Source organism: Paraburkholderia madseniana (assembly GCF_009690905.1).
Lineage (GTDB): Bacteria > Pseudomonadota > Gammaproteobacteria > Burkholderiales > Burkholderiaceae > Paraburkholderia > Paraburkholderia madseniana.
On the sequence record NZ_VOSW01000102.1, the window covers coordinates 1 to 23678 of the forward strand.

General features: G+C 62.9%; 18 protein-coding genes, 1 tRNA gene and 1 pseudogene. 10 read left to right on the forward strand and 10 right to left on the reverse strand.

Annotation, left to right across the window (positions count from 1 at the left end):
* Positions 1-127: 127 nt before the first annotated feature.
* Positions 128-475, forward strand: a pseudogene (locus tag FSO04_RS36495) (pentapeptide repeat-containing protein); the annotation flags it as partial.
* A 753-nt stretch (positions 476-1228) separates the two neighbouring features.
* Here FSO04_RS36495 and FSO04_RS36500 read toward each other — a convergent pair.
* The 3 genes from FSO04_RS36500 to FSO04_RS36510 all read right to left on the reverse strand — a co-directional run bounded on the left by FSO04_RS36500 (position 1229) and on the right by FSO04_RS36510 (position 3503).
* Positions 1229-1555 carry a hypothetical protein gene (locus tag FSO04_RS36500; RefSeq protein ID WP_097389968.1) on the reverse strand — a complete coding sequence of 109 codons (327 nt, stop codon included), beginning with the start codon at positions 1553-1555 and terminating at the stop codon, positions 1229-1231.
* Between the two features lie 127 nt (positions 1556-1682).
* Entirely contained in the window at positions 1683-2411 is a 729-nt protein-coding gene (locus FSO04_RS36505; RefSeq protein WP_154566350.1) for a peptidoglycan DD-metalloendopeptidase family protein, read from the reverse strand.
* A gap of 183 nt (positions 2412-2594) precedes the next feature.
* Positions 2595-3503: an aldose epimerase family protein gene (locus FSO04_RS36510; RefSeq protein ID WP_154566351.1), complete on the reverse strand. Its 909-nt coding sequence runs from the start codon at positions 3501-3503 to the stop codon at positions 2595-2597.
* Positions 3504-4133: 630 nt separating this feature from the next.
* On the opposite strand from FSO04_RS36510, the gene FSO04_RS36515 reads away from it, so the two are divergent.
* On the forward strand, positions 4134-4964 hold the full coding sequence (locus tag FSO04_RS36515; RefSeq protein ID WP_168435967.1) for an undecaprenyl-diphosphate phosphatase: 831 nt from the start codon (positions 4134-4136) through the stop codon (positions 4962-4964).
* Positions 4965-5277: 313 nt separating this feature from the next.
* A tRNA-Arg gene (locus FSO04_RS36520) sits at positions 5278-5351 on the forward strand.
* A 58-nt stretch (positions 5352-5409) separates the two neighbouring features.
* On the opposite strand, the gene FSO04_RS36525 is transcribed toward FSO04_RS36520, so the two are convergent.
* Together FSO04_RS36525 and FSO04_RS36530 are read right to left on the reverse strand one after the other, a co-directional pair.
* Entirely contained in the window at positions 5410-5793 is a 384-nt protein-coding gene (locus FSO04_RS36525; RefSeq protein ID WP_154566352.1) for a DUF427 domain-containing protein, read from the reverse strand.
* A gap of 244 nt (positions 5794-6037) precedes the next feature.
* Entirely contained in the window at positions 6038-7618 is a 1581-nt protein-coding gene (locus tag FSO04_RS36530) for an acid phosphatase (RefSeq protein ID WP_154566353.1), read from the reverse strand.
* Between the two features lie 215 nt (positions 7619-7833).
* Between FSO04_RS36530 and FSO04_RS36535 the strand changes: the two genes are divergently transcribed.
* Complete coding sequence (locus FSO04_RS36535) at positions 7834-9300, forward strand: cytochrome-c peroxidase (RefSeq protein WP_154566354.1); 1467 nt, start codon at positions 7834-7836, stop codon at positions 9298-9300.
* Positions 9301-9356: 56 nt separating this feature from the next.
* Here the strand turns inward: FSO04_RS36535 and FSO04_RS36540 are convergent, their stop codons facing one another.
* Positions 9357-9596 carry a hypothetical protein gene (locus FSO04_RS36540; protein ID WP_154566355.1) on the reverse strand — a complete coding sequence of 80 codons (240 nt, stop codon included), beginning with the start codon at positions 9594-9596 and terminating at the stop codon, positions 9357-9359.
* A 282-nt stretch (positions 9597-9878) separates the two neighbouring features.
* Here FSO04_RS36540 and FSO04_RS36545 point away from each other — a divergent pair, with 282 nt between their 5' ends.
* Both FSO04_RS36545 and FSO04_RS36550 read left to right on the forward strand, forming a co-directional pair.
* On the forward strand, positions 9879-10268 hold the full coding sequence (locus FSO04_RS36545) for an RT0821/Lpp0805 family surface protein (RefSeq protein WP_154566356.1): 390 nt from the start codon (positions 9879-9881) through the stop codon (positions 10266-10268).
* Positions 10269-10350: 82 nt separating this feature from the next.
* Positions 10351-10800, forward strand: a complete 450-nt coding sequence (locus FSO04_RS36550) for an NUDIX hydrolase (protein WP_154566357.1) — start codon at positions 10351-10353, stop codon at positions 10798-10800.
* Between the two features lie 76 nt (positions 10801-10876).
* Here FSO04_RS36550 and FSO04_RS36555 read toward each other — a convergent pair whose 3' ends face one another.
* Positions 10877-11884 carry a transporter substrate-binding domain-containing protein gene (locus FSO04_RS36555; protein ID WP_408383126.1) on the reverse strand — a complete coding sequence of 336 codons (1008 nt, stop codon included), beginning with the start codon at positions 11882-11884 and terminating at the stop codon, positions 10877-10879.
* Between the two features lie 156 nt (positions 11885-12040).
* Positions 12041-13750: a glutamine--tRNA ligase/YqeY domain fusion protein gene (locus tag FSO04_RS36560; protein ID WP_154566358.1), complete on the reverse strand. Its 1710-nt coding sequence runs from the start codon at positions 13748-13750 to the stop codon at positions 12041-12043.
* A 497-nt stretch (positions 13751-14247) separates the two neighbouring features.
* Here FSO04_RS36560 and ggt point away from each other — a divergent pair, with 497 nt between their 5' ends.
* Both ggt and FSO04_RS36570 read left to right on the forward strand, forming a co-directional pair.
* Positions 14248-16002, forward strand: coding sequence for a gamma-glutamyltransferase (ggt, locus tag FSO04_RS36565; RefSeq protein ID WP_154566359.1), 1755 nt, complete (start codon positions 14248-14250; stop codon positions 16000-16002).
* A gap of 221 nt (positions 16003-16223) precedes the next feature.
* Positions 16224-16784, forward strand: a complete 561-nt coding sequence (locus tag FSO04_RS36570; RefSeq protein ID WP_154566360.1) for an RBBP9/YdeN family alpha/beta hydrolase — start codon at positions 16224-16226, stop codon at positions 16782-16784.
* Positions 16785-16898: 114 nt separating this feature from the next.
* Here FSO04_RS36570 and FSO04_RS36575 read toward each other — a convergent pair whose 3' ends face one another.
* Complete coding sequence (locus tag FSO04_RS36575; protein WP_154566361.1) at positions 16899-18119, reverse strand: CaiB/BaiF CoA transferase family protein; 1221 nt, start codon at positions 18117-18119, stop codon at positions 16899-16901.
* Between the two features lie 307 nt (positions 18120-18426).
* Here FSO04_RS36575 and alaS point away from each other — a divergent pair, with 307 nt between their 5' ends.
* Positions 18427-21051: an alanine--tRNA ligase gene (gene alaS, locus FSO04_RS36580; RefSeq protein ID WP_154566362.1), complete on the forward strand. Its 2625-nt coding sequence runs from the start codon at positions 18427-18429 to the stop codon at positions 21049-21051.
* Positions 21052-21208: 157 nt separating this feature from the next.
* On the opposite strand, the gene FSO04_RS36585 is transcribed toward alaS, so the two are convergent.
* Positions 21209-22120: a LysR family transcriptional regulator gene (locus FSO04_RS36585; RefSeq protein WP_154566363.1), complete on the reverse strand. Its 912-nt coding sequence runs from the start codon at positions 22118-22120 to the stop codon at positions 21209-21211.
* A 118-nt stretch (positions 22121-22238) separates the two neighbouring features.
* Here FSO04_RS36585 and FSO04_RS36590 point away from each other — a divergent pair, with 118 nt between their 5' ends.
* Positions 22239-23627 carry a YbfB/YjiJ family MFS transporter gene (locus FSO04_RS36590; protein ID WP_154566364.1) on the forward strand — a complete coding sequence of 463 codons (1389 nt, stop codon included), beginning with the start codon at positions 22239-22241 and terminating at the stop codon, positions 23625-23627.
* Positions 23628-23678 lie beyond the last annotated feature (51 nt).

The following is a 23678-nucleotide window of genomic DNA, read 5'->3' on the forward strand; positions in this document are numbered from 1 at the left end:
GCTTCGATCAGATAGGTAAGGTGGGCTGAGAGCATCGTGCCGAAAAGTTAACATCCCGGCGCGCCGTTTACAACCTCTTCCTGCTCTGCAAATGAAAATGCCGTTCAGTGCTAACTGAACGGCATTAAAGCTGACGGGCGCCAATTTCGAAGCCTGTACGGCGCTCGGCTTGAGCTTCGTCGAGACCTTGCTGGTGGGCGCGCATTTGCGCGGCCTGTCGTTTCGCAAAGCCACCCTCCAGCAACTCGATTTCTCCGACGCCGATCTGGCCGGCGTCGATTTCCGCGAGGCGATCTTCGACGGCGGCAGTCTGAAGGATGCCCATCTGAAAGGCGCGCGCTTTGACGGCGCGGACCTGCGCGAGGCGGATCTGAGCGGCGTGCGGCTCGTCGATGCGGCGCTGTTCAAGGGCGCGACGATTTCGCATCAGCAGGCGGCTGTGCTCGTGACTGAACTGGGCCTGCGAGTCATGTGATCGCGCTGCAAGCTGGCCGATTTTAGCCATTCGGCCAGCTTGAACGAATCAAGGCCTGTGCTTATCATCTAATCTATTGATTCATTAACCGCGGTCGATTTTCAATCTCGCAATTTGTCAGCGGATTTGAAGATTTTTAATGTATTCGCTATTCGCGAATTTGTTGTGAAGAAATGCGATTACTTATTCGCGTCGCTCAATAATCGCTAATACCTCGGTATGGTGCGTTGGCGCACTAAAGGTTCGCAATACATAAAGCGTCCGGATCATGCTGGGCGGGGCTGGCGGGAATCGGTCAAAGGGCTTTCGTCAGGCTTTTCGGGTGACGCGTGGGTAGGTGCTTGATTTATAAGGCCCGGCGAACCACGCGCGCGATTTTGACTTGTTGATTTTATGACGTTTCATGCGAGGCAGATAAGGGCGTTTACCCAGCTTATTTCCGACATTTTCTCTTCACGTAATGCGGACTCCGTACGCCGCGTCACATTGCCCACGAAATTAATAGATTGCGCTTGTAAAGGCGGGTTGTTAGATTTCCTTCTGGCGCATGGTGAACCGGTCCTTTGCCGATATGCGCCGAACCCCCGTTAGCCCGGCCTCGTGCCGGGCTTTTTTTTCTGGCCGATCGCGCTCGGCGCGCTGTTCGCGTTTGCCGCACGCATTCGCCGAACGCGTCGATCCGCGCTCTGGCCGCTGGCGCCGCCGCCAGCTCGAGCGGCCCTGCGCCTGCGTTATTGCGTTGCCACGTTGCCTCTACTGCTTGCAGCGAACCACCATCGACCGGTTTTTGACGTTCGCACCGAAAACTCCGCCGATCGAGCCACCCGAGGTCGCGCCGTTGTCGACGTCCTTCGAAACGACGTCGTAGCCGTAGTTGCCGCAGACCTCGCCCGCGCGTTTGTAGCACTCGGCCCAACTGGAACTCGCGTCACTGCCGCTGCAGTTGATCGCAAAGCCCGTATCGCCGCTTGGCAGGTAGGTCATGGTGGTGGTGCTGGAACAGCCGCCGAGGCTGCCGAGCGTCAGCAGGCCGAGGCCGATCGCCGCGGCCGTTGTTAAGGACGCCAGTGCGCTCTTCATTGCAGATTCCTTACAGATAACAGGGGAAGACGCAGCGCGAAGCCGCGTCATGCATAGGATTGGGCGTTTTATAGCACGCGCGGTTCCCTCGACTGCTGTTGCAGGGCGCGTGCCTGAAGCCGGGCGGCTAGCGCGCCGGCAGTGCCCGCGACGGGTCGATCGAGCGGCCCTGATAGCGCAGTTCGAAGTGCAGCATGACACGGTCGGTGTCGGTGTCGCCCATTTCGGCGATCTTGTCGCCGCGGGCGACCGACTGGCCTTCCTTCACCAGCAGCACGCGGTTGTGCGCGTAGGCAGTCAGATAGTCGGCGTTGTGTTTGAGGATCAGCAGGTTGCCGTAACCGCGCAAGCCGTTACCCGCATAAACCACCGTGCCGGGCGCCGCGGCAACCACCGGGGTGCCCGCCGCCGCCGAAATATCGATGCCCTTCGAATTGGCGCCGTCGAAGGGCCGGATCACCGTGCCGTCAGCGGGCCATACCAGCGAGATCGCCGAAGCCGGCGCGGACGGCGGCGCGCTATCGGCGGGTGCCGGCCGGGGCGCCGCCGAAGCGCTCGCGCTTCCTGCCCCGCTGCTACGCGCTGCACCACCCGCGGCACCGCCTGTAGACGCCACATTGCCCGGTGGCGCGACCCGCAACACCTGTCCGACCTCGATGCTGTCCGGGTTGGTCAGGTTGTTCCAGCGCACGATGTTTTGCACCGGTTGCCGGTTGCTGCGCGCGATCTTCGACAGGGTATCGCCCCGTTCGACGCGGTAAAAGCCAGGCCCCACCGGAGCGGACCCGCAGGCGGCAAGCACCGCCAGCAACGACGCGCAGGCGAGCCGTTTCATGATTCTTGTTGTGTTGAGCATTGGACCTCGCAAAGCGCTGCCACGCGCCGATCCCGATCACGCGGCAGGTAGATGCAAAGCGTCCGATTCTAACGGTTTTGCGCTGCAGCATCCGAAAAACGGATGCAGAGGCGGGCGCGCACGGCGGGAACGCGGCGAAAAGCCACGTAACCCGTCACGTCACGATGAGCGGAAAACCTGCCATCAGCGCAGCTTGCTGACGCTGATACGCAGTGCGGCTGTCTCGGTTTGTCCTGGTTCGAGCCAGCGCAGTCCCAGGCCGTTGTGGATCGCATCCGGCAGACCCAGCCACGGCTCGACGCAATAGAAGTCCGAGTCAGCGGCTTCGGTCCATGTCGTGACCGCATACCAGGGCACTGAGTCCGGCCGTTGCAGATCGATCGTGATGACCCGGTTCAGTCCGGGCGCAACGAGGCGCACCGGTTGGTCCGGCGCACCGACGAGACAATGGAAGCGGTCGAGAATGCGCGCCTCGTCGAGCGTGTAGCGCGCCGCGCCCGGTTCTGCTGCGCTGATCGAGCCGTCGCTCTGCTGGTAGCACCGTTCGGTGGGCGGCAGTTCCAACGAGGTCTCGGCGCGTTGCGTATGCGGCAGCGTGAAATAGAAGTGATGGCCGGCGTAGTAGGGCAGCCGCACGTCGCCGGTATTGGCGGTGCTTAGCGTGACTTCCAGCGTATGCGTATCGACGAGTCGGTACGTCGCTTCGAAACGGAAGCCGAACGGATAGCCGCCGCGTGTCGCGTCGCTGTCGGCGAGGGTCATGCGCAAACCGGCGCCGTGTACGTCGGCGTGGGCTTCGAAGGGCAGGTCGCGTGCGAAACCATGCATCGGCAATTCGCGCACCGTGCCTTGTGCGTCACGCCAGAAGCCGATCTTGCCGTCGACGCGATGCCGGCCCAGAAACGGAAACAGCAGCGGGTTGCCGCCGCGAATCCTGGCAGGCTGGCTCCAGTCGGCGTTCTCGGGCCAATGAATGACCTCTTCGCCGTTGATGATCCACGACAAAAGACGGCCGCCGGCTTGCGGCGAGAAACGGAGCACGGAGGCGTCCTGGGCGATCTCGAGAATGTCCTGTTGCGGGGAGAGGGGCATGGTCGATGGGCTGGTTGAGAAAAGGTTGGGTGCGGTTCAAGTGAGTTGAGCGCGGCTCGAACGCGGGTTGTGAACGTTCGAACGACGCCGCGTAACGGCTCGCGAAGCAACGATTTTGCGCTGCTTTGCGCTACGGGGAAACCCTTCTCGGGAAATTGCGGGTGTCCGGGAAGCACTATCCTTGTCGATAATCCACTGACTGCCCGGCCACTTCAACGACCGGGCGAGATCGGCTCAGGAGGCTTTATGGATCTCGCAATGGCAATGGGTGTGGCGCTGTTCGGCATGTTCGCGGCAAGCACGGTCTACTTTTTCTACAAGCTCGAGCGCTGATCCAGTCATCTGCTTCGCCTTCCGCCGGGCCGTCAATGCGGGCCTGGCACAAGTTTCGACCATCAGTACATTGAATTTCTCATGATCGCAGGGCGGCCACCGGCGGCGCTCTGTTTCTTTTGCTGCGGCGTAACAACGGTTTCCAGTTGTGACGCGGCGCATCAATATTTCCCCGAATGCGGTTCAAACGCTTGGCGCTGACTTTGCAGCCAGGCATAATCGGTGCGCTCTTGACGCGCCGTCGATCTCCTTGTGCGGCGCGCTGTTCCCCGACATTTTCCTTACAAGGACCGCCGCGTGAACCTGTCGTTTCTGATTTTCCTGAGCGTGCTGCAAGGCGTCACCGAACTGTTCCCGGTCAGCAGCCTTGGCCACACCTTGCTCGTACCCGGCCTGTTCGGCATGCATATCGACAAGCACGCGCCGCAGTTGCTGCCGTTCCTCGTTGCGTTGCACCTCGGTACGGCGTTCGCGCTGCTGTGGTACTTCCGCAAGCGCTGGTGCGCGCTGGTGCGTGGCTTCTTCGCTTCGTTCGGCGGTCGTCGCAACGACGACGCGCACATGATGTGGGCGCTCATCATCGGCACGATTCCGGCGGGCCTCGTCGGGCTGATTCTTGAGAAACGTCTCGAGCTGATTTTTCACGATTTGCGCATTGTCGCAGTCGCCCTGATCGTGAATGGGGTGCTGCTGTGGTTCGGCGATCGCCTGCAACGTTCGCGCGCGCATCAGGCGCCGGAGAAGCTGACCTTCCGCCAGGCGTTTTTCGTCGGCCTCGCGCAGATCGGCGCGCTGATTCCGGGCTTCTCGCGCAGCGGTCTGACGATGATCGCCGGGAATGCGGCCGGCCTGACGACTGAGAAGGCCGCCGAGTTCTCGTTCCTGCTCGGCACGCCGATCATCTTCGCGGCCGGCGTGCTCGAATTGCCGAAACTGTTCCATGCGCCGGGCCAGCTCGCCGATGCATTGCTCGGCGGCGTGCTGACCGCAATCGCCGCCTATCTCAGCGTGCGTTTCCTGATGCGTTATTTCGAAGGCCGCGGACGTCTGGCTTCGTTCGGCGTGTACTGCGTGATCGCGGGGATCGTGTTCCTCGGCTGGTTCGTGCTGCATCCGCAGCCGGTCTGATTGCGTTTGACACGCCCGCTACAGCCCGCTAAGTGCCGGTGTGCGACTGGCGGGTAGGAAGCGATCGGTTATAATCCGGGCCCGGCTCAACGCGTCGGGCCCGTTTGTTTTGCGATGCGGCGTGGTGACTGCCGATCAGCGGTGCCGTGCGCCGGATTGGATTTCCACAGTCCTCGGCCCGGTCAGTTAGAATTTCGGTATCCCATGAACCCTGTGGCAGTCATACAGCACAGGTTCCAATGCCCGTTAAGGGTTCTCATTGCGGGCGATGCAGGTTGTACACGTTTCGTGTGTAGCATCGCCTCACGTCATTACGGCAGTAGCTCAGCTGGATAGAGCATCGGCCTTCTAAGCCGAGGGTGGGGGGTTCGAGTCCCTCCTGCCGTACTTCAAAAGCCTGGCGCCGCGCATCGAAGCCTCACCGCTGCGATGCGCGCATGGCCGTTTACCCCGCCGGCTGCACGTCGATGGAATCGACCCGGTTCGGATAGAACGCCAGATGCTGGGCGATCTCTTTCACGGCCGCGTAGGGCGACTCGTAGGTCCAGACCGCATTCACTGCGCGCTCGCCGCCGATCGGAATGCTGTAGTACGCGCAATCGCCTTTATATGGGCAATAGGTTGCGTGATCGGTACGTTCCAACAGCGTCATCTCGACGTCATTGCGTGGAATGTAATACACCGGCGGATACGACGCCTCGCGCAGCACGAGCGCATTGCGCGTATCCGCGATCACGCGGCCGGCTACCGTCACCACCACGTGGGCTTTGTCCGGCTCGATGGTGATCGGATGATCGGGGCCGGGTACCTTGATGGTTTTTTCAGTCATGCTGTCGAGCTCCTGAATAAGTGGGCAAGCCTGCAACACGTTGCTATGGGTTTCGAGCCGCCATCGGCGGGAATGATTGCGTCCTGCGTCGAAGCATACGCCGCTCGTGCAAACGCGTTGTGTCGCTGTTTGCGTCGATAACGAGTCGCGTGCGCCGTGGGATGATCCGCGCGACGAAAACAAAAAAGGGCAGCCGAAGCTGCCCCGTCAAAATCCCACCGTCAGGCGGACTGTTGCTAACGGATTACTGCCTGATGTTCAGCGCTGCCGTCAGATCACCCATCGGCTTGCTGCCGTTGCTGACCAGCGCAGCATCACGCGCGGCGATACCTGGCAGCGTCGGCAGCGCGAAGCGATGCGTGATGAAACGCAGAATCGACGTCGTGTCGTACTGCGTGTGATCGACAAAACCCTTCTTCGCGTACGGCGAAATGATCAGCGCCGGAATCCGCGTGCCCGGACCCCAACGGTCGGCCTTCGGCGGCGCGACGTGGTCCCAGAAGCCGCCGTTTTCGTCGTATGTCACGACCACCAGCATGTTGTTCCACTGCGGGCTTTTCTGCAGATGCGAGATCACGTCGGCGATGTGCTGGTCGCCGGAGGCGACGTCGGTGTAACCCGCGTGCTCGTTCAGGTTGCCCTGCGGCTTGTAGAACGACACTTGCGGCAGCGTGCCGCCGTCGATCGCCTTGATGAACTCGGAACCCGCCAGACCGCCGTCGAGCAAATGCTGCGAACGGTTCGCCGAGCCCGGTGCGAGATCGGCGAAGTAGTTGAACGGCTGGTGATGCGGCTGGAAATTCGGCGCCGTCAGATTCGCGCCGTAGATCACGTTCGACGTGCCGCTTTGCACCGCCGACACCGCCGCACCCCACGCGCCGCCGTACCACGCCCACGACACCTTCGCGTTGTTCAGCAGATCGCCGATGTGCTGTTGCGTTTGCGCCGGCAACGTGGTGGGCGCAGTCGGGTCGGCCAGGTTGGCGTCGCCCCCCGAAGCCGCCTTGTTGCCGCTTGGCTGATACGGCGGCTGCATCGTGTTGATCGCGTAGAAGTCAGGCGTCAGATTGCCCGAGAGCACGTATTTCGGCGGGCCGCTCAGCGCCGAAGCCGGCGAGTTGGTCGCAAGCTTCAGCGTGACGCCGTCGCTTTCGACCGACGAGATCGAGGCGGCTGCCGGGCTCTTGTCCGCATTCGGATAGGTCGGCGTGCACGAGCAAACCAGCCACTGGTGATTCAGGAACGAGCCGCCGAACGCGCCCATGAAAAAGTTGTCGGCCAGCGTGTATTGCTGGGCGATCTTCCACAACGGCAGCTTGTCGGCGTTGAGCGTGTAGTGGCCCATGACGAGGCCGCCGGAATCCGCCCACGCGGCGAATTTGTCGTTCTTGCCGCCATTGATCTGCATCTGATTTTCATAGAAGCGGTGATACAGATCGCGCGTCGTGGCCGTGATCGGCGTGTTGAAACCATTCGGATCGTCGATGGCGAACGGGCTGTTCGGCAGATTGGCCGTCATCGCTTGCGTCACGACCGGTGTCACGCCGGTTTGCGTCAGGCCGTTCCACACTTGCGGCAGCGTCGCGAGCACCGTGCCGTCGCGGTCGACCTGTGTGGCGCTCGCCGCCGTCACGTTCTGCAGACCGTTGGCGCCGGGGAAGTTGCCGTACAGATTGTCGAAGCTGCGGTTCTCCGCGTAGATCACCACGACCGTCTTGATCGACGTGATGTCCGGTTGCGCGGTGACATTGTCGCCGCCGCACGCATACAGACTCAACGCTGCCGCGATCGCGATAGGCGCCGCGCAGATCAGTTTTTTGTTCATTTGGTATGTGTTCTCTCTCTCGCGTTGGGGACGGGCCGCGTGCATTGTTTACACGGATGGCCGCGAGCGAAAGTTTGAACAAGGAATTTGACAGAAACATGTAACTAATTACGAATGGCTTGGGTTTCGATATTTTCGTCGGCTGTATGTCATTTAAACGACATGTCGATGAAATACGCTCGCGGACTTCAATATCGCAAACTCACATCATTCATATGCGGCTTGGTCTCGCGGGGATTCGTAAAACGACGGTTCGGCCGCGGGCGCGGCGGCGCGTGAGGCCGGCAGGCATTGGCGCGGTGCTGGCGATGGCGCTCGCAGCCATGACCGTGACCCTGGCCGCGTGCGACGCAGGCTCGCAGACAGCGGGGGGCAAGGCCGACGGGAATGGCAACGCGCAAGTGAGCGCCAGGGCGGATACGAACGCCAATACCAATGCCAACGCGGGTGTCGGGCGCCAGACGAGTGCGTCGGCGGCGTCCACCTCTACAGTGGCCTCTACCGTCAAGGTGACGGCACATGAAGCCGGTCAGACCCGCGCGCAAGTCTACGAATCCGTGCGGCAGATGACGGCCCTCGGCAAGCAACTGTTCTTCGACGCGTCGCTATCCGGCTCGGGCAAGCTGGCCTGCGCGTCGTGCCACAGCCCCGATCACGGCTTTTCGCCGGCGAATTCGCTGTCGGTACAACTGGGCGGCAACGACATGCACCGCACCGGCATGCGCGCCGCGCCGACGCTCAAGTACCTGCAATCGGTGCCGGCGTTCGCCGAGCACTATCACGAGTCGGACGACGAAGGCGATGAGAGCGTGGATGCCGGGCCGACCGGCGGCTTGACGTGGGACGGCAGGGTCGACCGCGGCTCGGATCAGGCGCGTATTCCGCTGCTGTCGTCGTTCGAAATGGGTAGCACGCCTGCGAAGGTCACGGCGGCGGTGAAAGCCGCGCCGTATGCGGAGGCTTTTCGCGCGGCATTTGGCGAGCATATTTTCGATAGCGATGCCGCCACTTTCAACGCCGTGCTGCAAGCGCTGGAAACCTTCGAGCAGGCACCCGAGATTTTCTATCCGTACACCAGCAAGTACGACGCGTATCTGGCGGGCAAAGCGCAACTGACCAAGGCCGAACTACATGGTCTGGAAGTCTTCAACGACGAAAAGAAGGGCAATTGCGCGAGCTGCCACATCAGCCAGCGCACCATGGACGGTGCGCCGCCGCAGTTCAGCGACTTCGGTCTGATTGCGATCGGCGTGCCGCGCAACCGCGCGCTGCCGGTGAATCGCGATCCGCATTTCTACGACCTCGGCGCATGCGGGCCGGAGCGTACCGACCTGAAGGGCCGCGCCGAATTTTGCGGCATCTTCCGCACGCCGACGCTGCGCAACGTCGCGTTGAAGAAGAGTTTCTTCCACAACGGCATCTATCATTCGCTGGATCAGGCAGTGCGTTTTTATGCGCAACGCGACACGAACCCGGAAAAGTTTTATCCGGTCGTGAAGGGCAAGGTGCAGAAGTTCGACGATCTGCCGCAGCGTTACTGGGCCAATCTGAACACCGAGCCGCCGTTCGATCGCAAGCCGGGTGACAAGCCGGTGCTCGACGAGGCTGAAATCAAAGATGTGGTGGCGTTTTTGAATACGCTCACCGATGGGTATAAGGCGGGAAATAAGGCGGCGAATTGATCGCCGGGCGATGGACGCGCCGCTAGTCGGGGCGGCACGTGCCGCCGCGGACGAGGTCAGTGGCCCGCGCCGGCAATGATGTAGTAGCAGCCGACCAGCAGAAGCGCGAACGATATGAGGACGCATGCAATGCCGGCGCGTGTCAGCAGATTCGGCCAGCGTGCGCGGGGGAGGCTGTCCATTTGCACGATGCGCCGCGCAAGACCGGGATCGCGGCCGATGGCGAACGGCACCAGCGCGACGCAAAAGAGCGCGAGCGCGACGGTGAAGGTTTCGAGAGCAGACGAGATGTCCATAGGGCGGCGGTGGAAGCTTGATCAGCGCTACAGCGCAACAGACCTATCTTAAGAAGACGCTTCATAAGAAGATATGAGACTCGTCCTAAAAAGTCTGAGCGGTCGTCGCGCCCGTTCGTTCCAGCAAGGCGGGAATCGGATGCTGCAGGCTGCCGTGGGCCGTTGCGATGCCGCATCCGGGCGGCCGCTTCGAGGGCGACATGCTATGCTTTTGGGGTCCAGATCACGAGCCGCCGTGAACGCGCTCGAGACCGCCGAACTACTCTTCGAGGAGAACCCTTCATGTCGATGCGAACCCGTGCCCTGTTTCACCTGACCGTCGGTGGCCTGCTGCTTGGCTGCGCCATCGGCGCGCAAGCGGCGAACCTCGGTTTTCTGAACGACACGCCGATCAGCTACATGAAGCAACGCGACGTCGACTCGATCAAGAGCGCCGTGTTCGCTGCCTTGAACGACAAGCAGGACGGCGAAAGCGTGAACTGGGTTAACGAAGACACGGGCAACAGCGTGAAGATCGACGCGACGATCAGCATCGCCAGCACGGCGAAGGATGGCGAGCGCACTTGCCGCGACGTCGGCGTCGCGCTGAATGCGAAAGGGCAGTCGATGAACCTGCGTCCGCAGTTCTGCAAACAGGGCGGCGGCAACTGGCAATTGCAGAAAAAGCACTGAGCGTGCGGGCCGGTATGATGGCGCGCGCCGGCTTGCCGCCGGCGCAGCCCGAAGTTGTGCGTCCTTGCGGCGCGTTGCGTCGATGAGCGCGCGGGTCGTCTCGTGCGGCGTCGTGCTGCTCGACCCGGACGGCCGGGTGCTGCTCGCGCACGCCACCGAAACGTCTCACTGGGACGTTCCGAAAGGGCATGGCGAAGAGGGCGAGGCGCCACACGTCACGGCGTTGCGCGAGATGGTCGAGGAGACCGGTATCGTGATCGAACCCGGTCGCTTGACGGATCTCGGATTGTTCGTCTACCGGCGCGACAAGGATCTGCATCTGTTCGTGGCGCGCGCGACGGCCGACGAACTCGATCTGTCTTCTTGCACCTGCACGTCGCTGTTTCCGCGCCGCTCCGACGGCACGCTGATCCCCGAAATGGACGCATATCGCTGGACCGCACCGGACGAAGTCGAGCAGTATGCGAGCCGCAGTCTCACACGGCTCTTTCAAACCACGCTTTCGCTCGCGGAACTGCATCGAACGCTATAGCGGCGGATGGGTTGATTGGGCTGCAGCGCTTGGCAATACCCGCCACCTGCATCCGCCACGCGCGCTGCCGGCGCGCTCAGTCGAGCGCGTGGTCGTTGGGATGCGCGAATAGCGTGCGGTTCTGTTCCGACAACGGAAAATTCAGATTGATGCCGTGCGGCGGAATCGGCTGGGTGAACCACTGGTTGTACAGACGTTCGGCGTCGCCGGCAAGCTGGCCGCGTGCGATTACCCCGTTCACGAGCATGCGCAGCGGCTCGTCGCCCTTGCGGAACATGCAGGCGTAGACCTCATAGCCGAGCGGCGTGCCGGTTACCACGAAGTCTTCGGGGTGCGGGTCGGTCGATTTGAAACCGTACACGATCGGCTCGTCCATCACGAAGGCCACGGCCCGGTCATCCTTGACCGCGCTGAATGCTTCCGCATGATCGCGCGCACTCGTGATGCGCATGTTCAGATGCTTCTCGGTGTTCAGGCGGCGCAGCAGGCGCTCGTCGGAGGTGCCGGCGGTCGTCACGACCGTCTTGCTGGCCAGGTCGGGAAAATCCGTAATGCCGCTGCTCTTGCGCGCGATCATGCGCACCGCGTACTGGAAGAAGCTGTTCGAGAACGCGGCCACGTTTTCGCGTTCCACCGTGTGCGTGGTTGAGCCGCATTCCAGATCGATCTGGTTGTTCAGCAACATCGGCGTGCGGTTCGACGAGGTCACGGTGATTTCGTGCACCTTCAGTTGCGGCAGGCCGAGCGTTTTCTTGATTTCGTCGACGATCTGCAGCGCGATGGTCTGCGAGTAGCCGACCGTGCGCGTGCCGTCGAAGTAGGAGAAGGGAATCGACGCTTCTCGCACGCCGAGTACGACCACGCCATCGTCGTGGATTTTCTTCAGCGTGCCGGTGAGTTCGTCCGCGTGAGCGGGGCAGGCGAGCGACGCCGCGCCAAACGCACTCAGCGCCACGAGTGCGCAGCGCATGCTATGCGCGACGCGTGCGGCGCGGGTTATGCGCGTAACAGCAACGGCACGCGTATGACCCGCACCTGATGCTGTGTCCCATGCGCTTACCCCGCGACGGGCTGCAACTTTCATCGGGCCTCCCGGACTCGCGCGTGCATGGATGCCGCGCTGTCACTGTCGATGGAACATGATGCAACGAAACGGCGTGCATCCCGCTCGCGAAATGCACGCCGTATTTGACTTCAGAGAAGCTACGTCAGATGCGCTTCGCGCTGTTGTGGCTCCAGCTTACGCCGGCTTGCCCCAACTGTCGCGCAAGCTGACGATGCGATTGAATACGGGTTTGCCCGGTTTCGAATCGACGCGGTCGGCGACGAAATAGCCGTGGCGCTCGAACTGATAGCGCTGTTCCGGCAGCGCGTCGCGCGCACCCGGTTCCAGGTAGGCGTTGACCACGCGCTTCGAATCCGGGTTCAGCGCTTCGAGGAAGTCGCGGCCGCCGGCGTCCGGTTGCGGTTCCTTGAACAGACGGTCGTAGATGCGCACTTCGGCCGGGACCGCGCCTGCTGCGCTGACCCAGTGAATGTTGCCCTTGACCTTATAGGTGTTCGCGCCTTCCGTGCCCGATTTGCTGTCCGGGAAGTAGTTGCAGTGGACTGCGACGATGTTGCCGTTCTCGTCCTTGTCCGCACCGATGCATTCGATCACATAGCCGTAGCGCAGGCGCACCTTGTTGCCCGGGAACAGGCGGAAGTAGCCCTTCGGCGGCGTTTCGTTGTAGTCCTCGCGTTCGATCCACAGTTCGCGCGAGATCGGGAACTCCCGAACCCCCATTTCCGGATGATGCGGGTGGACCGGCGCATTGCACGGCTCGGTCACGCCTTCGGGGAAATTGTCGATGATCAGCTTGACCGGATCGAGCACGGCAGCAGTGCGTGGCGCCTTATCGTCCAGATCGTCGCGCAGTGCGCCTTCGAACACGCTCATGTCGATCCACGAATCGACCTTGGTGACGCCGATGCGCTCGCAGAACAACTGGATCGCTTCCGGCGTGAAACCGCGGCGGCGCACACCGACGATAGTCGGCATGCGCGGATCGTCCCAGCCCTCGACATGGCCTTCGGTCACCAGTTGCAGCAGTTTGCGCTTGCTGGTGATCGCGTAGGTCAGGTTCAGGCGCGAAAACTCGATTTGTTGCGGCAGCGGGCGCGTGAAGATTCCAGCTTCGGCCAGCTCGTTCAGAATCCAGTCGTACAGCGGACGGTGGTCTTCGAATTCGAGCGTGCACAGCGAATGCGTGATGTTTTCCAGCGCGTCCGAGATGCAGTGCGTGTAGTCGTACATCGGGTACACGCACCATGTGTCGCCGGTGCGGTAGTGATGCGCGAAGCGGATGCGGTAGATGACCGGGTCGCGCATGTTGAAGTTCGGCGACGACATGTCGATCTTCGCGCGCAGCACATGCTCGCCTTCCTTGAACTCGCCGGCTTTCATGCGGCGGAACAGGTCGAGGTTTTCCTGCACCGAACGCTCGCGGAAGCGCGACGGCGTGCCGACTTCGGAAGCCGAGCCGCGGTTCGCGCGCATTTCTTCGGCCGACTGGCTGTCCACATACGCCTTGCCGCGTTCGATCAGCAGTTCGGCGAATTCGTACAGTTTGTCGTAGTAATCGCTCGCGAAGTAGAGCTGTTCCTTGCCGCCTTTTTCCCACTCGAAACCGAGCCAGCGCACCGAGTCGATGATCGAGTCGACGTACTCGACGCTTTCCTTTTCCGGATTCGTATCGTCGAAACGCAGATGGCACACGCCGCCGTAGCTGCGCGCCACGCCGAAGTTCAGGCAGATGCTCTTGGCGTGACCGATGTGCAGGTAGCCGTTCGGCTCGGGCGGAAAGCGCGTTTCGACGCGCTGGCCCCACTTGCCGGTGCGGTTGTCTTCGTCAATGATGTTGCGGATAAAATTGGATGCCGCTGGCGCGTCGTTGCGTTCGGTATTCATGCGAGAAGGTGAAAGTCTGTCGGGGACGCGCAATGCGCCCACTTATCCGTCAATTCTACCTGACGCGTTCGCTCGCGGCAGGCGAGTGCGGCGCGCAGCCAACGTTTGAGCGGTTTCGAGTGGTTTTTGGGGGCGGACGAGATCGTGCAAGCTGCGTTTAATGTGCTGTAACAGGAGGTAAAACGTTTTGTTGGCGCGGTCCATGGCGACTTACGATGCGGGCGGCGCACTCTCCACGCGCCGCGCACGGGCAACATGATGTTCGCCCACGGATTTTTTCCCCGGCGCCGCTTTGCGCCCGTGCGGCGCAAGCCAGACAGCCTCGCCGCACACCCGCGCCCCGCTCAAGCCGTTTCGGATTGCGCTGCCTGTGCCCTGCCGTGTAGCGCCCACCAGAGCGCTGCCGGGCGCGCAGGCCGCCTCACCCATTGGGCCGCCCTGGCATGGACGCTTTCCGTTCGTGCAACATGGCGCTCCTAGTTCCCGGAGTTTCTCGGATGTCCTTCCCGTCACATGACGCGCCTCGCGCGCCTTTCGCCTCTTTGTCTTTCGCACGGATCGTGACGGTCACGGCCGCGTTCGCCGCGTTCGCCGGCAGCTTCGTCGCGCCGGCCCCCGCGCTCGCGAAAACGCCGCCGCCAAAGGCCGTGCTGGACGCGTCGGCGGTGGCCATGCCGGATCGCTACAGCGCCGACACCGCCCAGCAGATCTTCGCGGCCGGCGGCCACGCGGTGGACGCCGCTGTCGCGATCGCCTTCACGCTGGCCGTGACCTGTCCGGACGCGGGGAATCTCGGCGGCGGCGGCTTCATGACCGTGTTCATGGACGGCAAGCCGTATTTTCTCGACTATCGCGAGCGCGCGCCGCAACAGGCGACCCGCGACATGTACCTCGACGATAAAGGCAACCTCGTGCCGGGTATGAGCCTCGTCGGCCATCGCGCGGTGGGCGTGCCGGGCACCGTCGAGGGTATGTGGGAAGCGCAGCAGCGTTTCGGCAAGCTGAAATGGAAGCAGGTGCTGGCGCCCGCGATCCGTTACGCCACCGACGGCTTCCAGGTCGACCAGGGGTTGCAGCAGCGCCACGACGCGGCAGCGAAGAGTTTCGCCGGCAAGACCAACTTCGAAGCCTACTTCTCGAACCTGAAGGCGGGCGTCATGTATCGCCAGCCTGAACTCGCGCAAACCCTCTCGCGCATCGCCGGCGACGGCGGGCGTGAGTTTTACGAAGGCCGCACCGCCGATCTGATCGCCCAGCAGATGTATGGCCACGGTCTGGTCACGAAGCAGGACCTGATTCAATACAAGGCTGTCTGGCGCCAGCCGCTCACCGCCAATTGGAACGGCTACCAGGTCGTGACCGCGCCGCCGCCGAGTTCGGGTGGAGTCGGGCTGATCCAGATGCTGAAGATGAAGGCCGATCTGAAGCCGGCGTTCGATGGCCTCGAGCTGAATTCCGAGCCGTATATCCATCTGATCGCGCAGATCGAAGACCGCGTGTTCGCCGATCGCCAGCAATACATTGGCGACCCCGATTCGTACAAGGTGCCGCTCGACAAACTGACCAGCGACGCCTACCTCGCGCAACGCGCCGATGAAGTGAAACCCGACGAAGTGCCGGGCGCGACGCCCGTTAAAGGCGGCCTCGGCGACGTGATGCCGGAGAAAGCGCAAACCACGCATTATTCGGTGGTCGACAAGTGGGGTAACGCCGTGTCGAACACCTACACGCTGAACGGGGATTTCGGTTCCGGCGTGGTGGTGGACGGCGGCGGCTTCCTGCTCAATGACGCGATGGACGACTTCGTCACCAAACCGGCTGCCGCCGGCACGCCCGGCGCGACGGCTGACGACCTGAACACGGTGGCCCCGGGACGCCGGCCGCTTTCGTCGATGACGCCGACCATTCTGTTGAAGGACAACAAGGTGTCGCTGGTGATCGGCACGCCTGGCGGCTCGCGAATACTCACGTCGATCTTCCAGGTCATGACCAACCTGTACGATTTCAACATGGCGCCGACCGATGCTTTGGCCGCGATGCGGTTCCATCATCAGTTGCTGCCGCCGAAGACGATCTATTTCGAGCCGTATCATCCGATCACGGGTGAGTTGGCCGATCAGCTGAAAGCCAGGGGCTACACGCTGGAAGGGCAGTCGTTCAACGGCGACGTGCAGATGATTCGCGTCGAAGGGACGACGCCCGAGCCGGCGGCCGATCCGCGCGGCGTGGGCGTGGGCCGTGTGATGCATTGAAGCATGCGGCTTTGGCCGGGCGAAGTGGGTGATTGCGGAAGCGGGCTGCGGAAGCAAACTGCGGAGACGGACTGCGTGCGGAGACGTACCGCAAAAACGTACCGCAAAAACGTACCGCAAAAACGCACCGCAAAAACGTACCGCAACGACAATTGCAGACGTGGACCGCGGAAACATATCGCGAAAGCGAACTTGAAAAACGAACTGCGACGGGGAACGCAATGAGCGGACAAAAACTAAACGTACTCGTGCTGCCGGGCTACCAGAACTCCGGCGCGGGTCACTGGCAGACGCTTTGGGAAGCGCTCGATCCCGCCTTCGTGCGCGTGCAAATGCCTGACTGGGATCATCCGACGCGCGACGCGTGGTGCCGCACGCTCGACGCCGCAGTGGCCGCAGCCGACTCGCCGGTGGTGTTCGCCGCGCACAGCCTGGGCTGCCTGACGACCGCCTTCTGGGCGTCGCAATACGCGAGCGTTGAGCAGTTGGCGAAAGTGGCCGGTGCATTACTGGTGGCCGTGCCCAACCCCTCCGAGGCGCATTTTCCGCAGGACGCCAGTGGCTTTGCGCCGGTGCCGCTTGTGCGACTGCCGTTCGCGAGCATCGTCGTGTCGAGCAGCGACGATCTATACGGTGGTGTGCCGTTTTCGCAGACTTGTGCGAGCGCGTGGGGCAGCCGCTGGATCGATATCGGGCCGCGCGGCCACATCAATGCCGACAGCGGCCTCGGCGATTGGGAAGAGGGGCGGCGCTGGCTGGCTTCGTTAGACGAGCGGCGGTGATGGCCTGATTTGCTGAGATTAGGGCGGCGAGTGAGCTGGCACCGTTGCCAGCCTCACTGCAAGTCGCCAACGCCCCAGCCGGCCCCAAACCACTCGCCCGCAACGCAGCCGGCCTCAAATCACCGACTGGTCCCGCAACGCCGCAATCCGTGCCGCGTCATAGCCGAGCACATCACGCAGGATGCTGTCGGTGTGCTCGCCGAGCGTCGGCGGATGGGACAGCGCTTCGGGCGGCGTACCGCTCATATTGATCGGATTGCGCACCAGTTTGACCGTGCCGCCCGACGGATGCGGCAGATCGACCTGCAACCCGCGCGCCACGACCTGCTCGTTCTCGAACACTTCGCCCAGATCGTTGATCGGCCCGCACGGCACACCGGCTGCTTCGAGGGCGGCAATCCATTGTTGTTTGCCCTGCAGACGCACCATGTCGGCAAGAATCGGCACGAGGATATCGCGGTTGCGTACGCGTGCCGGATTGGTGGCGAATCGCTCGTCAATGGCGAGTTCGGTGCGGCCGCCGGCCTCGACGAACTTGCGGAACTGGCCGTCGTTGCCGACCGCGACAATGATCCAGCCGTCGCTGGTCTGGAAGGTCTGGTAGGGCACGATGTTCGGATGCGCATTGCCCCAGCGCACGGGCGGCTGGCCGCTCGCCAGGTAATTCGAATTCATGTTGGCCAGCATGGCCACCTGCACGTCGAGCAGCGCCATGTCGATGTATTGACCTTCGCCCGTGCGGTCGCGATGCGTGAGCGCCGTGAGCACGGCGATGGTCGAATACATGCCGGTCATCAGATCGGCGATCGCGACGCCGGCCTTTTGCGGGCCGCCGCCCGGCTGGCCGTCGCGCTCGCCGGTAATGCTCATGAAGCCGCCGATGCCTTGCACAATGAAATCGTAGCCGGCGCGCTGCGCATACGGGCCGGTTTGCCCGAAGCCGGTCACCGAGCAATAGATCAGATCGGGCTTGACTTCCTTCAGCGACGCGTAATCGAGGCCGTACTTCTTCAACTGCCCGACCTTGTAGTTCTCCAGCACCACGTCGCTTTGCGCGGCCAGTTCGCGGATGATCCGCTGGCCTTCGGGCGAAGCGATGTCGACGGTGACCGAGCGCTTGTTGCGATTGGCCGCAAGGTAATAGGCGGCCTCGCGCGTGTCGGCGCCTTCAGGCGTTTTCAGATACGGCGGCCCCCAGTGGCGCGTGTCGTCGCCGACTTCGGGCCGTTCGATCTTGATCACGTCGGCGCCGAAATCGGCGAGCGTCTGCGCGCACCAAGGCCCGGCGAGTACGCGTGTGAGGTCCAGCACGCGGATATGACTGAGAGCGCCCATATTTTTCATTGTCTCCTTTGTAGCCAAAGCGACGTACATGTCGCCGCGGATGGGGGCAATCTTAAGCGATTCCCGCGCGCCGGCGCAGTCAGCCGAACGGCATAGGACGCGCGGCGCGCCTCGCCATGTCACTCGCTACCCGGCCAAACCTGGCCGAATGGCCATCGGGACCAGGGTGGGACAGGGCCGCCGCCGCGCACGGGCGCCGATCCCGTATAATCAGTCGTTTAAGAAACAAACAGTTGGCGCATCCCCATGATGCCGCCGGTAACAGCCAGGGAACTGGCAAACCCGTCCCCCGCACGCTATGAAAGCCGCCGAAATCCGCGAGAAATTCCTCAAGTTCTTCGAATCGAAGGGCCATACGATCGTTCGCTCGTCGAGCCTTGTGCCCGGCAACGACCCGACACTGCTCTTCACCAATTCGGGAATGGTGCAGTTCAAAGATGTGTTCCTCGGCGCGGAATCGCGTCCGTATTCGCGCGCCACAACCGCGCAGCGCAGCGTGCGCGCCGGCGGCAAGCACAACGATCTGGAAAACGTCGGCTACACCGCGCGTCACCACACGTTCTTCGAAATGCTGGGCAACTTCTCGTTCGGCGACTACTTCAAGCGCGACGCGATCCACTACGCGTGGGAATTGCTGACCGGCGTGTACCAGTTGCCGAAAGACAAGCTGTGGGTCACCGTCTATCACGAAGACGACGAAGCGCACGACATCTGGGCGAAGGAAGTCGGCGTGCCGGTCGAGCGCATCATCCGCATTGGCGACAACAAAGGTGCGCGCTACGCGTCGGACAACTTCTGGCAGATGGCCGACGTCGGGCCGTGCGGCCCTTGCTCGGAAATTTTCTACGACCACGGCCCGGAAGTCTGGGGCGGCCCGCCGGGGTCTCCTGAGGAAGATGGCGATCGCTACATCGAGATCTGGAATCTCGTGTTCATGCAATTCAGCCGCGACGCCCAAGGCAACATGACGCCGCTGCCCAAGCAGTGCGTCGACACGGGCATGGGTCTCGAGCGTATCGCCGCGGTTCTGCAGCACGTGCACAGCAACTACGAGATCGATCTGTTCCAGGCGCTCATCAAGGCTGCAGGCCGCGAAACCGGCGTAACCGATCTGACGAACAACTCGCTGAAGGTGATCGCCGATCACATCCGCGCCTGCTCGTTCCTGATCGTCGACGGTGTGATTCCGGGCAACGAAGGCCGCGGCTACGTGCTGCGCCGTATCGTGCGCCGCGCGATCCGCCACGGCTACAAGCTGGGCAAGAAGGGTTCGTTCTTCCACCGCATGGTGCCGGACCTCGTCGCGCAAATGGGCGGCGCCTATCCGGAACTGAAGGACGCGGAGCAACGCGTGACAGATGTGCTGCGTCAGGAAGAAGAGCGCTTCTTCGAGACCATCGAGCACGGCATGTCGATTCTCGAAAGCGCGCTGGCCGATCTGGAAGCGAAGGGTGGCAAGACGCTCGACGGCGAACTCGCGTTCAAGCTGCACGACACCTACGGCTTCCCGCTCGATCTGACGGCAGACGTCTGCCGCGAGCGCGAAGTGACGGTCGACGAAGCCGCTTTCGACGAAGCCATGGCGCGTCAGCGCGAACAGGCTCGCGCGGCGGGCAAGTTCAAGATGGCGCAGGGCCTCGAATACTCGGGCGCGAAGACCACGTTCCACGGCTACGAAGAAATTATCTTTGACGACGCGAAAGTGATCGCGCTGTATGTTGACGGCGCGTCGGTCAAGGAAGTGAGCCACGGCCAGCAGGCGGTCGTCGTGCTCGACCACACGCCGTTCTACGCGGAGTCGGGCGGCCAGGTCGGCGACCAGGGCGTGCTGGCGAACGCGAGCGTGCGCTTTGCGGTGACCGACACGTTGAAGGTGCAGGCGGACGTCGTCGGCCATCACGGCACGCTCGAGCAGGGCACGCTGAAAGTCGGCGACGTCGTGAAGGCGGAAATCGACGCGGTGCGTCGTGCCCGCACCGAGCGCAATCACTCGGCCACCCACCTGATGCACAAGGCGCTGCGCGAAGTGCTCGGCTCGCACGTGCAGCAGAAGGGCTCGCTGGTCGATGCGGACAAGACCCGTTTCGACTTCGCGCACAACGCGCCGATGACTGACGAGCAGATTCGTCAGGTCGAAGCGATCGTCAACGCGGAAGTGCTGGCGAACGCGCCGGGCATTGTGCGCGTGATGCCGTTCGACGAAGCGGTGAAGGGCGGCGCGATGGCGCTGTTCGGCGAAAAATACGGCGACGAAGTGCGCGTGCTCGACCTCGGCTTCTCGCGTGAATTGTGCGGCGGTACGCACGTGCATCGCACGGGCGACATCGGACTCTTCAAGATCGTGATGGAAGGCGGCGTGGCTGCCGGCATTCGTCGCGTGGAAGCGATCACGGGCGATAACGCCGTGCGCTTCGTGCAGGATCTCGACGCGCGGATCAATGCGGCTGCGGCCGTGTTGAAGGCGCAGCCGTCGGAACTGACGCAGCGGATCATGCAGGTGCAGGATCAGGTGAAGTCGCTGGAGAAGGAACTGGGCGCATTGAAGTCGAAGATGGCTTCCAGCCAGGGCGATGAACTTGCCGGTCAGGCAATCGAAGTGGCCGGCGTGCATGTGCTGGCTGCCACGCTCGAAGGCGCCGATGTGAAAACGCTGCGCGAGACGGTCGACAAGCTGAAGGACAAGCTGAAGAGCGCAGCGATCGTGCTGGCCTCTGTCGAGGGCGGCAAGGTGAGCCTGATCGCCGGTGTGACGGCGGACGCCAGCAAGAAGGTCAAGGCCGGTGAACTGGTTAACTTCGTTGCACAGCAAGTCGGCGGCAAGGGCGGCGGGCGCCCGGATATGGCGCAAGCGGGTGGCACTGAACCGGCGAATCTGCCGGCGGCACTGGCAGGCGTGAAGGGTTGGGTCGAAGCCCAGCTTTGATTCGGGTTTGATTGGGCCATGCGGGGCGCTGGTGGTTTTTGCGTCCCGGGTGGCCCAAGTTGTTTTTGGCCTTGGCGTGTCTTGCCGTGCATCAACCTGGCCGATTGCGGTGGCGGTTAGCGTTCCCCGCCACGCAGGCAAAGCAACAAGCAAAAATTCAAGCAACGCCTACCGGTGCAACGGTAGTCAACTCCACCGCATCCTCTCCCGACACAAGCGCTTGCCGCAGCGCATTGAGCGCGGACGAAAAATGCCCTCGTCGCCAGACGAGAAGCGTCTCGATCACACCAATATCCGGAAGCTCATGAACCGCGATGTTGCTCGTATCCGTTTGCAGATCGAGCACTGATCGCGGCGCCACGGCCACTCCCGCGCCGGCGGCGACACAAGCCACGATCGCATGATACGAGCCGAGCTCCAGAACGCGGGCCGGCCTTACGCCATGCTCCAGATACCACTTCTCGATGTACGCCCGGTAAGCACACCCGCGCTCGAACGCGATCAGCGTCGATAAAGCAATATCCCGTACTTCGCGAATCGGCCGATGGCCTCGCGGCGACAGCATCACCAGTTCTTCGCGGAAAACCGGCACTGTCTCGAACAATTCACCGAGCGTGGCTGGATCTGGTGGCGTCGCCACCAACGCCGCATCCACTTCGAATTCGCGGACCCGCTCGATCAGCTTGCCGGTCGTGCCGGTTTCGAGTTCCAGCGCGACATCCGGCCACCGCTGGTGGTAACTCGCGAGCAATCCAGGTAGACGCGTCGCCGCGACGCTTTCCATCGTGCCCAAACGCAGGCGCCCACTCGGACGATCCTCGCGCACGGCATGGCGCGCCTCGTCGGCGAGTGCGAGCAGACGCTCAGCGTAGGGCAGCAGTGTCTCGCCAGCCGGGGTCAAAACAAGGCGCCGGCCGTCGCGGATGAACAGGTCAGTGCCCAGTTGCTCCTCGAGTTGCTTGATGCGCGTCGTGACGTTCGATTGCACGCGATTGAGCTTGGCAGCGGCGCGCGTCACGCCGTTTTCCCGCACGACAGCACGAAAAATGGTCAAGGCGGCCAGATCCATGATTCTCTCCTGGCGATGGTTGGTATCGCAATTATTCATTTTTCGTGATCTAAAGGTCAAGCTAATATGGATTGAACAAACCGGCGACTGCCGGCCCGCTTCCGCTATTCGTCCACTTATGATCGATCTCGCTTCCAGCGCGCAAGACACCGCTACCGAACGTCACGCTGCCCGCCGCGCGGCGCTTGCCTGCATGATCACCTTGGCCGTGGTGCTCGGTATCGGCCGTTTTGCGTTCACGCCGCTCCTGCCGCTGATGCTTCACGGCGGCGCTCTCGGTCAGCCGCAGATCGATATCCAGCACGGCGGCTGGCTCGCATCGGCCAACTACGCAGGCTATTTCGTCGGCGCGATCACCTGCGCGGCGCTGCGGGTGGCGCCGGCGCGTATGGTGCGCGCGGGGCTTGTCGCGACGGTCCTGCTGACGCTGGCGATGGGCGTAACAAGCCAATTCTGGGTGTGGGCCGTCGTGCGCTTCATCGCCGGCGCGGTCAGCGCCTGGACCTTCGTGTTCGCCTCGCAGTGGGGCTTGCGGCGGCTCGCCGAACTCGGCGCGCACGGGTGGGGCGGGGTGATCTATACGGGCCCGGGCATGGGCATTGTCGGAACAGGTTTGCTCGTCAGCGCTGCGGGCGGCTATGGCGCGACGGTCGGTTGGATCGGTTTCGGACTCATCGCGGCGGTGCTTTCGATCGTGGTTTGGCCCGTGTTCGGGGCCGTGACCGGCACCACTTCAAAAGGCGCGACGCTTGCCACGAACGGGTCGATGCCCGTCGCTCATGCCAGTCAACGCTCGGCTGGGCAGCACTCCGCCGGGCAGCACGACACCGGCCAATACGTCGCAATTCAGCGACCCACGAACCATTTCTCCGTCGCGAACCAAATCCCCGCCGCCGGCCAACACGCCCCCACAAACCGTGCCCCGCACCGCGCCGACGCCTTCTGGCTGATTCTGCTCTATGGCGTGCCCGGCTTCGGCTACATCATCACCGCGACGTTCCTGCCGGTGATCGCGCGCCACGCGCTGCCGGGCTCGTCCTGGCCCGATCTGTTCTGGCCTATGTTCGGCGCGGCCTTGATCGTCGGTGCGCTTCTCGCGGCACGCCTGCCGGTGCATTGGGACAATCGCACCCTGCTCGCCGGTTGCTATGTGCTGCAAGCCGCCGGTATTGCGCTCGGCATCGTCTGGCCCACGGCGGGCGGGTTCTCGCTCGGCAGCATCCTGATCGGCCTGCCATTTACGGCCATCACCCTGTTCGCGATGCGAGAGGCGCGGCGCCTGCTTGGCGACGAAGCGGCCGGCCTGATGGGCTATGCGACGGCGGCTTACGGCGTCGGCCAGATCGTCGGCCCGCTGGTGGCCGCGCCGATCGCCGAGCACACGGGGTCTTTCTCGCCGGCCTTGTGGCTGGCGGCGGGGACGCTACTGTTGGGCGCGGCCTGCCTGATCGTCGTGGCACACATGCCGCGAGGCCGTGGCCGCATGCCCGATTGCGGCTGCAACTAACGGTCTTTCCGGGGGCGCATTCCTCGACGTCAACCGATCCCGCAGGCGCAG

Coding starts and splice junctions, on each gene's coding strand:
- FSO04_RS36500 (WP_097389968.1), bottom strand. CDS start 1,555: ATGAAGAGCGCACTGGCGTCCTTAACAACGGCCGCGGCGATCGGCCTC.
- FSO04_RS36505 (WP_154566350.1), bottom strand. CDS start 2,411: ATGCTCAACACAACAAGAATCATGAAACGGCTCGCCTGCGCGTCGTTG.
- FSO04_RS36510 (WP_154566351.1), bottom strand. CDS start 3,503: ATGCCCCTCTCCCCGCAACAGGACATTCTCGAGATCGCCCAGGACGCC.
- FSO04_RS36525 (WP_154566352.1), bottom strand. CDS start 5,793: ATGACTGAAAAAACCATCAAGGTACCCGGCCCCGATCATCCGATCACC.
- FSO04_RS36530 (WP_154566353.1), bottom strand. CDS start 7,618: ATGAACAAAAAACTGATCTGCGCGGCGCCTATCGCGATCGCGGCAGCG.
- FSO04_RS36535 (WP_154566354.1), top strand. CDS start 7,834: ATGCGGCTTGGTCTCGCGGGGATTCGTAAAACGACGGTTCGGCCGCGG.
- FSO04_RS36540 (WP_154566355.1), bottom strand. CDS start 9,596: ATGGACATCTCGTCTGCTCTCGAAACCTTCACCGTCGCGCTCGCGCTC.
- FSO04_RS36545 (WP_154566356.1), top strand. CDS start 9,879: ATGTCGATGCGAACCCGTGCCCTGTTTCACCTGACCGTCGGTGGCCTG.
- FSO04_RS36550 (WP_154566357.1), top strand. CDS start 10,351: ATGAGCGCGCGGGTCGTCTCGTGCGGCGTCGTGCTGCTCGACCCGGAC.
- FSO04_RS36555 (WP_408383126.1), bottom strand. CDS start 11,884: ATGAAAGTTGCAGCCCGTCGCGGGGTAAGCGCATGGGACACAGCATCA.
- FSO04_RS36560 (WP_154566358.1), bottom strand. CDS start 13,750: ATGAATACCGAACGCAACGACGCGCCAGCGGCATCCAATTTTATCCGC.
- ggt (WP_154566359.1), top strand. CDS start 14,248: ATGTCCTTCCCGTCACATGACGCGCCTCGCGCGCCTTTCGCCTCTTTG.
- FSO04_RS36570 (WP_154566360.1), top strand. CDS start 16,224: ATGAGCGGACAAAAACTAAACGTACTCGTGCTGCCGGGCTACCAGAAC.
- FSO04_RS36575 (WP_154566361.1), bottom strand. CDS start 18,119: ATGGGCGCTCTCAGTCATATCCGCGTGCTGGACCTCACACGCGTACTC.
- alaS (WP_154566362.1), top strand. CDS start 18,427: ATGAAAGCCGCCGAAATCCGCGAGAAATTCCTCAAGTTCTTCGAATCG.
- FSO04_RS36585 (WP_154566363.1), bottom strand. CDS start 22,120: ATGGATCTGGCCGCCTTGACCATTTTTCGTGCTGTCGTGCGGGAAAAC.
- FSO04_RS36590 (WP_154566364.1), top strand. CDS start 22,239: ATGATCGATCTCGCTTCCAGCGCGCAAGACACCGCTACCGAACGTCAC.